At 39.0% G+C, this 12,227-nt stretch carries 9 protein-coding genes; 3 read left to right on the plus strand and 6 right to left on the minus strand.

The window, feature by feature from the left end:
• Positions 1 to 788: 788 nt before the first annotated feature.
• The 6 genes from H6F62_RS17515 to tig form a co-directional block, all read right to left on the minus strand.
• Positions 789 to 1,214: a PIN domain-containing protein gene (locus tag H6F62_RS17515; RefSeq protein WP_137909209.1), complete on the minus strand. Its 426-nt coding sequence runs from the start codon at positions 1,212 to 1,214 to the stop codon at positions 789 to 791.
• Positions 1,211 to 1,600, minus strand: a complete 390-nt coding sequence (locus tag H6F62_RS17520) for a hypothetical protein (protein WP_190372591.1) — start codon at positions 1,598 to 1,600, stop codon at positions 1,211 to 1,213. Before H6F62_RS17520 ends, H6F62_RS17515 begins: the two co-directional genes overlap by 4 nt.
• A gap of 353 nt (positions 1,601 to 1,953) precedes the next feature.
• The gene (locus H6F62_RS17525; RefSeq protein ID WP_137909211.1) at positions 1,954 to 2,781 is read right to left on the minus strand and encodes an alpha/beta hydrolase; all 828 of its coding nucleotides are present in this window, start codon (positions 2,779 to 2,781) and stop codon (positions 1,954 to 1,956) included.
• A gap of 155 nt (positions 2,782 to 2,936) precedes the next feature.
• On the minus strand, positions 2,937 to 4,277 hold the full coding sequence (clpX, locus tag H6F62_RS17530; protein ID WP_137909212.1) for an ATP-dependent protease ATP-binding subunit ClpX: 1,341 nt from the start codon (positions 4,275 to 4,277) through the stop codon (positions 2,937 to 2,939).
• Between the two features lie 30 nt (positions 4,278 to 4,307).
• Entirely contained in the window at positions 4,308 to 4,985 is a 678-nt protein-coding gene (clpP, locus tag H6F62_RS17535) for an ATP-dependent Clp endopeptidase proteolytic subunit ClpP (RefSeq protein ID WP_028084510.1), read from the minus strand.
• A 161-nt stretch (positions 4,986 to 5,146) separates the two neighbouring features.
• Positions 5,147 to 6,559: a trigger factor gene (gene tig, locus H6F62_RS17540; protein ID WP_190372592.1), complete on the minus strand. Its 1,413-nt coding sequence runs from the start codon at positions 6,557 to 6,559 to the stop codon at positions 5,147 to 5,149.
• Between the two features lie 587 nt (positions 6,560 to 7,146).
• On the opposite strand from tig, the gene H6F62_RS17545 reads away from it, so the two are divergent.
• From H6F62_RS17545 to H6F62_RS17555, 3 genes are all read left to right on the plus strand, one after another.
• On the plus strand, positions 7,147 to 8,172 hold the full coding sequence (locus H6F62_RS17545; protein ID WP_137909214.1) for an aspartate-semialdehyde dehydrogenase: 1,026 nt from the start codon (positions 7,147 to 7,149) through the stop codon (positions 8,170 to 8,172).
• Between the two features lie 79 nt (positions 8,173 to 8,251).
• Positions 8,252 to 9,136 (plus strand): 4-hydroxy-tetrahydrodipicolinate synthase, encoded by an 885-nt coding sequence (gene dapA, locus H6F62_RS17550; RefSeq protein ID WP_137909215.1) that lies wholly within the window; start codon positions 8,252 to 8,254, stop codon positions 9,134 to 9,136.
• A gap of 339 nt (positions 9,137 to 9,475) precedes the next feature.
• Complete coding sequence (locus H6F62_RS17555; RefSeq protein WP_190372593.1) at positions 9,476 to 11,242, plus strand: ribonuclease J; 1,767 nt, start codon at positions 9,476 to 9,478, stop codon at positions 11,240 to 11,242.
• The last annotated feature ends 985 nt before the right edge of the window (positions 11,243 to 12,227 follow it).

Genomic DNA, 12,227 nt, shown 5'->3' on the forward strand with positions numbered 1-12,227 from the left:
AAAAACATCCTGTTAATCCTCTAATCCTGGACATCCTGATTCTGACAATTTTATCAGGAAAATATATTTTCTATCATTCACAAAAACCTATATTTCCTCAAAAACATCCTGTTAATCCTCTAATCCTGGATATCCTGATTCTGACAATTTTATGAGAAAAATATATTTTCTATCATTCACAAAAACCTATATTTCCTAAAAAACATCCTGTTAATCCTCTAATCCTGGACATCCTGATATGGCTTGCGCCACGCTACGCTATCAGACAATTTTATGAGCAAAATATATTTTCTATCATTCACAAAAACCTATATTTCCTCAAAAACATCCTGTTAATCCTCTAATCCTGGACATCCTGATTCTGACAATTTTATGAGCAAAATATATTTTCTATCATTCACAAAAACCTATATTTTCTCAAAAACATCCTGTTAATCCTCTAATCCTGGATATCCTGATTCTGACAATTTTATGAGGAAAATATATTTTCTATCATTCACAAAAACTTGTATTTTCTCAAAAACATCCTGTTAATCCTCTAATCCTCGACATCCTGATATGGCTTGCGCCACGCTACGCTATCAGACAATTTTATGAGAAAAATATATTTTCTATCATTCACAAAAACCTATATTTTCTCAAAAACATCCTGTTAATCCTCTAATCCTGGACATCCTGATTCAGACAATTTTATGAGCAAAATATATTTTCTATCATTCACAAAAACTTGTATTTCCTAAAAAACATCCTATTAATCCTCTAATCCTGGACATCCTGATTCTGACAATTTACTTATTCCCTGGATTCCTTAATAAAGCCACAAAACCAGCTTGAACAAAATGAATATCAGCCGTTACAGCATAAATTAAACCCTGTTCTTTCATCACAATAAATGAGATACAATCTGTTAAACCCCAATTTTTGTCTTGACGACTGTGATAAAGTTCCAGCGCACCCATAAGAAGCGGTGTATCTACACTGACAACTTTGATATTATCTGTTTGATAACACTGATTAATAAACTGAACTGATGCTGTGCGGTTCACTGCACTTAAAGCATTACCAACTTCTATTAAAATGGCTTCTGTTATCCATACTTCAACAGCATTTTTCACCCTTGGTAATAATGCTTTTGCTTGAATATGGTATTGATCATTCTTGTTTAATAAAGCCTGAATAAATACCGTATCTAAAAATAGTCTTTCCTGATTCATTCTCTGATCTCATTGTCATGTTTAGAATTACCATATAAATAGTGATTATGTTGACTTGACCAATCACTTGGTGCTTCAATAGTTCCTGTTAAGGCCTCTAGCACATCCCAAGCATTACCTTCATTATTGCCTATTTCTGTAACTTCCATTAAAGGATTTTTAGTTTCATAACATTTAATTTCTAAAGTTACTATTTCTGGTTTTCGGGCTTGAAAAAGTTGAATCAGATCATTTAATGCTTCTTCTTTAGTCGCACCAAAACCTTGACATTCTGGTAAACTTAACAATGTCGCTTTAACCGTGCCATCTTCTTGATGTTCAATCAACACATCATAAGTTAACTTAGGTGCAATTGTGGAAAGAGCATTTTTCACAGCTAAAATCATGATATTTTTACTCTTCTAACTCTGAATTAATTATAACACAATACTTGAAAATAGTTAAAAAAATAGTTTAAATTATCATCTAAATGATGTTAAGATTTATAGGACTTTATTAGCGATCGCCCATTTTATATTTTATATTATTTTAAGTAGGTGAACGGAAAAAAACCGACATAAGTAACAAAAAGTAAAGTTATTCAAAACCTGTTCCCTGTTCCCTGTAACCTGTTCCCTGTAACCTGTTCCCTGTTCCCTGTAACCTGTAACCTGTTCCCTGTTCCCTGTAACCTATTCCCTGTCCCCTGTTCCCTGTCCCCTGTAACCTGTAACCTGTTCCCTAACGGTGGTTTATGTATTTAAGAAATATTTAAAAAATCTCTCACCCTTGCTAAATAAGTTTCTGCATCTTCTAACATCGGAAAATGTGCAGTATTAGGAATAATTGCTAATTCAACCTGATCATTTAAAGCCGCTGCTTTTTTACCCAACTCAGCGGGAATAATAATATCATATTCCCCCGCTACTAACAAAGTTGGTACAGTTAATTTAGCAAATTCTTGGGGCATAAATTCCGCTTGTTCCTTACTCACAGAAGTGAAAATTGTTCCCAAAGCCGCTTGATAATCAGCATTAATAAAATCTTCTAAAAAAGCCTGACGTTCAGATTTAGGAATGGGACTATGGAGAAATCTAGCCATAAACATTCTATCGGCTAAAGGGATTTTTCCTAACCACTTAGGACGGAATTTAACTACTAATCCTCCAAACTTATAAAAAGCTGCAAAAGCCTTTTCATCATATTCAAAAATACCGCTACAGGTTAAAATTGCTTTTTCTACCTTTTGCGGATAGCGGTTGAGAAATAAAGTCGCTATGGAAGCACCCATAGAATGAGCATTAATATAAACACGCTCCAGATTTAACTGATTTAATAACACCGCTAAATCTTCCGCATATTCTGTTAGTTCATAACTTAAATCAGGTTGAACATGAGAACGCCCAAACCCGCGCATATCGTAAAGTAAACAATCAAAATTATCTAATAACGCTTTAGCGGTACTTTGCCAATATCTGCCTGAACCCGCCCAACCGTGCATAAAAACCATTACTGGTTTAATAATATTTGATGGTTTTTTGACCCACTCGTAATAATGATCAACACCCCGAACATTTATATAAGTCATGGTAATAGTTAAAAACTAACAAGTAAAAACTAACAAGTAAAAACTAACAAGTAAAAACTAACAAGTAAAAACTAACAGTTAAAAACTAACAATTGACAATTGACAACTGACAACTGATGAGCAACAATTGACAATTGACAATTGACAACTGACAATTATGCTGATTCTGGTTTTGGTAAAGAAGAAGGATGTACTAGTAATTCAGCAGTAGAACGTTTTTCCACCATTTCCTTAGTGATAGTACAACGAGTCACATCCTTACGGGAAGGTAACTCATACATCACATCTAGCATCAATTCTTCCACAATACCTCGTAAAGCTCGCGCCCCAGTTTTCCGCCGATAAGCTTCTTGAGCGATCGCTTTTAACGCATCTGGTTTAAAATCTAACTGGACATTATCCATATTTAGTAGTTTTTGGTACTGTTTCACCAAGGCACTCCGTGGTTCTGTTAAAATTGCCATCAGTGCCTCCTCATCCAAAGGATCTACTACAGCCACCATAGGAATGCGCCCGATAAACTCAGGAATCATGCCAAATTTGACCAAATCATCCGGTTGTAGATGACGCAGGGTGTCAGCAGCGCGTTTTTCCTTAGTTTGCGCTTCTCCTGGTTGCACAAAGCCCATTGACTTTTTGCCAATTCTCTGATCTACAACCTTTTCCAAACCGCCGAAAGCACCACCACAGACAAACAAGATATTGCTTGTGTCAATTTGAATACAGTCTTGGTACGGGTGCTTACGTCCGCCCTGGGGTGGTACATTAGCAATAGTCCCCTCTAGCATTTTCAGCAAAGCTTGCTGTACCCCTTCCCCAGAAACATCTCTGGTAATTGAGGGATTTTCACTTTTACGGGCGATTTTATCAATTTCATCAATGTAGATAATCCCCCTTTGAGCCTCTTCCACGTCCAAATCTGCCACTTGTAACAGTCGCAACAAGATATTTTCTACATCTTCCCCTACATAGCCCGCTTCCGTTAGGGTTGTAGCATCAGCCACCGCAAAGGGAACATCGAGAATTTTGGCTAGAGTTTGTGCTAATAGAGTCTTACCACAACCAGTTGGTCCAATGAGTAAAATATTAGACTTTTGTAGTTCGATAGCATCATCTGCACCTGGTTTACCACTAGCCTTAGACTGAAGAACAGCCAACCGCTTGTAGTGATTGTAAACAGCCACCGACAGGACTTTTTTAGCTTCATCCTGGCCAATCACGTGTTCATCTAAATATTTTTTAATCTCTCTTGGTTTCGGGATTTGATTAAAAGAGAGATTAGACGAACGGGTGCGGCGTTTTTCCGGTGGTTCTGACTTTTGTGCCGGTGGTGAGGCGGCATTACTTGTATCCAGCAATTCCTCATCGAGGATTTCATTACACAAGTCAACGCATTCGTCGCAGATGTAGACTCCCGGACCTGCGATTAATTTACGTACTTGCTCTTGAGACTTACCACAAAATGAACATTTTAAATGGGAGTCGTACTTAGACATATCAGCCTCTTATTTCAGAATAGTGACGTTTTACCCTGCTGTGGGAAGATTTTGCCTAGAAATGACCTGATCGATCAAACCATAATTCTTCGCCTCTTCTGCTGACATGAAAAAGTCGCGCTCTGTATCAGCTTCAATTCTTTCCAAAGGTTGACCAGTATGTTTGGCCATTAATTGATTTAATTCACCCTTAATGTAAAGAATTTCTCGCGCTTGAATTTCAATGTCAATGGCCTGTCCTTGAGCGCCACCCAGGGGCTGGTGAATCATAATCCGGGAGTCAGGTAAAGACATCCGCTTTCCAGCAGTTCCAGATGTTAGTAAAAAGGCCCCCATGCTCGCGGCTAGTCCAAAACAGATAGTTACCACATCGGGACGTATTTGTTGAATTGTATCATAGATTGCCATACCAGCGTAAACAGAACCGCCAGGAGAATTAATGTACAATTGGATATCTTTTTCCGCGTCTTCAGAATCTAGGAATAGTAATTGGGCGACAATTGAATTAGCCACCACATCATCTATGGGCGTTCCTAAAAAAATAATCCGCTCGCGCAGTAAGCGGGAGTAGATATCAAAAGCTCTTTCTCCCATACCAGACTGTTCTACCACCATCGGGACGATGTTGCTGGGGCTGCTTAGGTTGCGGCTATTGGCTAGAGAACTCAAACTGGTAATTGGGTAATTTCCCGACTGCGATACAAGCATACTAGAATATTTAACAATAAATGGAATCGAATTGTGAACTTTTAACCATTATGCCCTACGGCACAATTCAGAAGGTAGGGGAGGCAGGGGGTAGGGAGTAGGGGAAAGATGTTTCCTAACTACTAATTACCAATTACCCATTACCCATTACCAATTACCCATTACTCAGGATTACTAGTTTCTTCTGCCTGAACTGTTTCCGCGCTTTGGACTGGGGAATCTATTTCGGCTGCTGTAGAACTTAAAGAACCTTCCGGTACTAATTCCACAGATGAGCGTTCTAGTAACCAGTCTACGATCTTTTTGGTTAAAAGTTCTTCCTTGACAACGCCACTGAGTCTATTTTTATCCAAGTCTTCATTAGGGTATTCTGCTATCAATTCCGTGACTCTCGCTTCCACTTCTTCATTGGTCACTTCAATAGATTCCCGTTTACCAATTTCTTTTAAGGATAAAGAACGCTTAATACGTTCCACAGCTTCCGGTTTTGATCTTTCCCGCAATTGGGGAATAATTTCCTGGGTAAATAGCTTTTTCACGTCTATCCCCTGTTCAGACAACTTCATCGCTGTTTGTGTCAGCATAGCATCAACTTCTTGATCAATGAATGTTGTCGGTAAATCTATTTCCACATGATTCAGTAGTTCGGTTAATAAAGCCTCTTGCTGATTTTCTTTGGTTTTATCTGCCGCTTCTTTTTCATACCTTTGTGTTAATGATGCCCGCAATTCCTCTAATGTCTCAAATTCGCTGACTTCTTGAGCAAAATCGTCATCTAATTCTGGCAGTTCTTTGGTTTTAATTTCTTTGAGTGTGATTGTAAACAAGGCCGCTTTACCAGATAATTCTTCGTTACCGTAGGGTTCTGGGAATTGAGCCGCTACTTCTTTGGTTTCTCCAGGATTCATCCCCACTATACCCAAAACAAAACCGGGAATAAACTTATCCTCTTGTAACTCAACTTGAAAATCCGTTCCTTGACCACCAGGAATTGGTTTGGGTTCACTGTCAGGATCATCACCTTCAGATTTAGCAATTACACCTTTAAAATCAATAACTGCCATATCACCGATTTGTGCAGCCCGTCCTTCTACAGGTACTAATGTGGCTAATTTATCTCTTTGTTCGTCAATAACTGTATCTACGCGGCTGGGGTCATACTTGATTTCCTCTGCTTTGGCCTCTAAACCAGTATACTTGTTCAACTTGATTTCTGGTACTACATCCACAGCCGCCGCAATAATTAGGGGTTGTCCCGGTTCATAATTGTTAATTAAATCATCAAAGGATGAGCGTAACTGAGGTTGACCAATGGCGCTAATGGCCTCTTGTTTAATTGCTTGCTCAATACCTTCTTGAATAATTTCTTCTAAAGCAGTTGCCTTAACACGAGTCGTTCCCAGCCGTTGTACTAATATTTGCCGGGGTACTTTCCCTTTGCGAAACCCAGGAATATTTACGGTCTTAGTTAAATTTTTGATGACTTGCTCGTATTTTTGTTTGGTAATTTCCGATGTAATTTCTATTTCCAAACCAATTTGACTGGCGGGAAGTTTTTCCTGGGTAACTTTCATGCTTTGTTTCTATTTTTATGATATTTTGATCTGAGGATCATACACAAGACGCGATCGCCCACTACAGTGAGAAACTAAGATAGCCTCGGCGATTATATCTTGATATCTCACGGTTAGGATGTGCTGATCAGGCATCATTCCCTGCCATTGGTGGATAGATACCCCTGAGCAGATATCCATTTTATCGTCAAAAGTGAGGGATTGAACACTTTATGATATTATTTCCACATAGCAGCCCTAATCCCGGTAACATAACTTAACAATCAGGGCTGATTTAAAATACCTAAGTGTCAATGGCCTTGATTTTCCTTTTCTTGCATTTTGCTGTACAATTTTATTGTACAATGTTATATTATAGGATAATGTGGTATATTTGATTGTCATAACTAAATTGTATTGTTGTCAACTGCGATTTAACCAAGTCTCAAATTCCTCAATAAACCTCAAAAAATAAGATAATATTCCGAAAATATGCAAATTTTATTATTTAATGCCCACCGATGCCCACCGTTGAGAGGAAGAAAAGAGATAATTTTTTGAGTCGTGCAAAAAAAATTGTTAATTACCTCTTAAAGGAGGAGTCGAGTTTGTCTAAATCCTATCGTGTCGCTATTTTGGGTGCAACTGGTGCTGTAGGTACGGAGTTGCTGGAATTACTAGAAAGTCGGAACTTTCCCTTAGCTGACCTGAAATTATTAGCATCGCCACGCAGCGCGGGAAAAACACTAAAATTCAAAGGTGAGGATATCCCCATTCAGGCAGTAAGTGATCATGTCTGGGAAAATGTGGATATAGTATTAGCTAGTGCTGGAGGTGGCATCTCCAAAACTTGGGCTGGAGTAGCAGTGGAAAAGGGAGCAGTGGTAATTGATAATTCTAGTGCCTTCCGCATGAACCCGGATGTACCTTTAGTAGTCCCGGAAGTAAATCCCCAAGCAGCAGCTAATCATCAGGGAATTATCGCCAACCCCAACTGTACCACAATTCTCATGTCATTGGCAGTATGGCCATTACATCAGGTCAAACCAGTGAAAAGAATTGTAGCAGCTACCTATCAATCTGCCAGTGGCGCTGGAGCTAAAGCCATGGAAGAAGTAAAAATCCAAAGTGAAGCTATACTACAAGGACAGCAACCAGTAGCCGAGGTCTTACCTTACCCATTGGCATTTAATTTATTTACCCATAATTCCCCCTTAACACCTTGGGGCTATTGTGAGGAAGAAATGAAAATGGTCAACGAAACCCGGAAAATCTTTGGTAGTCAAGAAATCAAAATTACCGCCACCTGTGTCCGTGTTCCCGTCCTCCGCGCTCACTCGGAAGCCATTAATTTAGAATTTGCCACTCCCTTTAATCCAGAGGAAGCTAGAGAAATTTTAAGAATATCACCCGGTGTAAAATTAGTGGAAGATTGGCAAGCAAATTACTTTCCTATGCCTATAGAAGCTAGTGGGAAAGATGAAGTTTTAGTAGGCAGAATTCGTCAAGATATTTCTCATCCTTGTGGGTTAGAATTGTGGCTGTGTGGAGATCAAATCCGTAAAGGTGCAGCCTTAAACGCAGTACAAATAGCAGAATTATTAGTAGAGAAGAATTTACTAAAATCTACTTAGACTATAAATTTTAATTGAGTCATTTCTCACGGGTAATTAACAACGGAAAACGGACAACTAACTTAGGAGAGAAAAGAGTGTGGGAGATTTTGGCACAATAGTAACCGCTATGATTACGCCGTTTCAAGCAGACGGTAGTATTAATTATGATGTAGTCGCAAAACTAGCAGACCATCTAGTGAATAACGGTACAGATGCACTAGTGGTATGTGGAACAACAGGAGAATCCCCAACACTGAGTTGGGAAGAAGAATACCAATTATTTGTGGAGGTGTTGCAGACTGTATCAGGAAAAGCTAAAGTAATAGCTGGGTGTGGTTCTAATTACACCAAAGAAGCGATCGCAGCCACCCAAAAAGCGGCTAAAATAGGAGTACATGGTTCTTTACAAGTAGTTCCCTATTACAACAAACCACCACAAGCAGGATTATATAAGCATTTTCAGGCAATAGCAGAATCTTGTCCCGATCTGCCCATGATGTTATATAATATTCCTGGCAGGACTGGTCAAAACCTGCTGCCAGAAACAGTGGTACATTTAGCGGAAATTGATAACATTGTCGCCATTAAAGAAGCCAGTGGTAACTTAGATCAAGTTAGTGAAATTCGCCGCTTGACACCAAAAGAATTTCAGATTTATGCTGGAGACGATTCTTTAACCCTACCCATGTTAGCAATAGGCGCTGAAGGTGTGGTAAGTGTGGCTTCTCACCTAGTAGGTAATCAACTACAAGAGATGATTCGCGCATTTCGTCTAGGAAAAATGCAAATTGCTACCGACATTCATCTAGAACTGTTCCCATTGTTTAAAGCTTTATTTTTAACTACAAATCCCATTCCTATCAAAGCAGCACTGAAGCTACAAGGTTGGGAAGTAGGTTCAACTCGTCCACCCCTGTGTGAAGCTGATACAGATGTGTTGAATAAGTTAGAATCAGTGATGCAAAAGCTGAATTTAATCTAAACAAGAATAAGTAAGGAATTTATTTATAAAGAATGTGTACTTGTTAGTAAATTACAATTTAAGCACCTGTGCTACAACTGAACAAAAGACCTTTTGCAAAAGTCCAAAAATGATATATCTCATTCCCAACGGAAGAATCTTCAGGATGTTTACCTGCGCTTAACATCACAAATTAGGCAATTATGCGAAAAGTCTAATATAAAAATGACTCAATTTGATGGCAATGAAATCAAATATGACTCTATAAAAGCTGGATTTAAACGGAAGTGTAAAGTTTCCTTTTATACAAAAAACCGAACTATCAACTGATTCACAACAAAAAACAATCTCCAGGAGAAAATGGTTAAAACCGAAGCTAATTCCGCTCTGAAAATTATTCCTTTGGGCGGCTTACACGAAATAGGTAAAAATACTTGTGTGTTCGAGTATGAGGACGAAATTATCCTGTTAGATGCAGGATTAGCCTTTCCCACAGAGGCCATGCACGGCGTAAACATAGTATTACCTGATACAACTTATCTCAGGGAAAATCGCCACAAAATTAAAGGCATGATCGTCACTCATGGTCATGAAGACCATATAGGTGGTATTGCTTTTCATTTGAAGCAGTTTGATATTCCCGTGATTCATGGACCAAGACTAGCACTGGCCATGCTAGAAGGTAAACTCGAAGAAGCAGGAGTCAGAGACCGCACAGAATTAAGAACAGTCCTCCCCCGTGACGTAGTGCGAATTGGCAAACATTTCTTTGTGGAATATATTCGCAATACTCACTCCATTGCTGATAGCTTTACCGTTGCTATTCACACACCATTAGGTGTAGTCATCCACACGGGAGATTTTAAAATTGATCATACTCCCGTAGATGGTGAAACCTTTGATTTACAACGTTTAGCTGAACATGGTGAAAAAGGCGTACTCTGTTTATTAAGTGATTCCACTAATGCAGAAGTTCCAGGATTTACACCTTCTGAACGTGCTGTTTTTCCCAACCTTGACCGAGTATTTTACCAGGCTACTGGACGTTTATTTGTTACTACCTTTGCCTCCAGTGTCCATCGCATTAACATGATTCTGCAATTGGCAAAGAAACATAATCGTGTTGTCACAGTTGTCGGGCGTTCCATGTTAAATTTAATCGCCCATGCGCGGAATTTAGGTTATATCAAATGTGAAGATAGTCTATTTCAACCGCTGCATACTGTCCGAGGAATGCCAGATGAAAGAGTGTTAATCTTAACTACTGGCTCTCAGGGTGAGACAATGGCAGCAATGACAAGAATTGCTAATAAAGAACATCCCCATATCAAAATTCGTCAAGGAGATACAGTTGCATTCTCCGCTAACCCCATTCCCGGTAATACCATTGCAGTGGTTAATACCATTGATAAATTGATGATTCAGGGAGCAAAAGTGGTCTATGGACGGGATAAAGGTATCCACGTTTCCGGCCACGGCTGTCAAGAAGAACAAAAGCTGATGATTGCTTTAACTCGTCCTAAGTTCTTTGTCCCATTCCACGGTGAACATCGGATGTTAGTCAAGCATTCGGAAACTGCTCAAAGTATGGGCATTCCGGCAGAAAATATCGTAATTATCAAAAATGGTGATGTCATAGAATTGACAGAAAATTCTATCCGCGTTTCTGGTCAAGTGGCCGCTGGCATTGAATTGGTGGATACTTCTAGTTCGGGTATGGTTAGTTCTAAAGTCTTGGAAGAACGCCAACGCATGGCTTCAGAAGGTATGGTAACTATTGCTGCGGCTATTGATTGGAGTGGTAAGCTCATGGCTAAACCAGAACTACATATGCAAGGTGTGGTGACGAGTATTGAGCGATCGCTTCTACAAAAATGGGTACAACAACGCATTGAAGAAATTCTTGGTGTACGTTGGTTGGAGTTTTCCCCTGCTGGAGGACAACCCGCAGATACAGACTGGGGTGGATTGCAGGAAACTTTAGAACGGGAGTTAGCTCGTTCCATGCGGAGAGAGTTGCAATGTCAACCAGCTTTGACTTTGTTGATGCAAGTCCCGGAAGAGCCTGCTGTGAAGGTTTCTGACGGCAGAAGACGACGCACTCGTTCTACTGCTGTGGCTTCTTAAGAGTTATCTCATGCCAAGGCGCAAAGGTGTTTTTGAGCATCTTTGCGTTTTTTAATGGGAAACGGGGAATTTCAACAAAGTTAGAACGAGTTAAATCAAGTAATTTTATTGTTTTTTAACATAATGTTGGGATTGGACGTGAATTTACCGTCTCTGGTGCAAGAATACTCAAAAATTCTCAGGAATGGGATTTAAGCCTCAAGATAGATTTGGACTGAGAGTAAGCAGTGTAAGAATTAAAGCTATGGTGTCATCGAGAAAGAAATTAGAGATAATACCACGGCCGCAGCTAATAACTGCTAATAACTATCCATAAGCCTGGAAGACTAGGGGTAAACATCAGGAACAATATCACTGCTTTGCAAAACAGTCCAGCGTAATATTGGTGTCTATCTCTGAAGTTAGCTATTTAAGAGTATTTTCCTTGATCGTGATTATTGATAATAGTTACTATATTAAGTTGTGTTACAATTAAGATAAATCACACCCAAAGGCAGATGTGTTCACTAAAATCTTAACTGTGTCAAGTTATCAATAGGATTGAATCAGTAGGATACTTAGGGGAATCAAGGTACAAATTACTACAGAAAGATATACATCAAAATGTAGTTTTCTGGACTTTGAACCAATCAAAAAGCATGAGCAATGCAATATTTAAGTAAAAGAGTTAAAAGAGGTTTATTTAAGTCCCAGTCTGGTAAACATTATTCAGCAGACTTAAACGGTTCTTTGAACATATTCAGAAAAGTAGTTGGGGACTCTATCTTTGATAGAAACTCAGTTTTAGTGGCTTGTAGTTAGTCCTGTAAGGTGTGTGTTCCTTACCAAGCTAGAAATATTTGACTATATTTTTAGTAACTATTAACAGATGGATTGAAATTTGGAAACCGGTTTATGGGATCTTTGATCTTTGATAAAATTTCCGTCATAATACTGTTTTCCGGTGACAATTCTTGTCATATTGTATATTCATCAGTAAGATGAA

Origin of the sequence: Anabaena sp. FACHB-1391, assembly GCF_014696755.1 — a bacterium.
Lineage (GTDB): Bacteria > Cyanobacteriota > Cyanobacteriia > Cyanobacteriales > Nostocaceae > Dolichospermum > Dolichospermum planctonicum.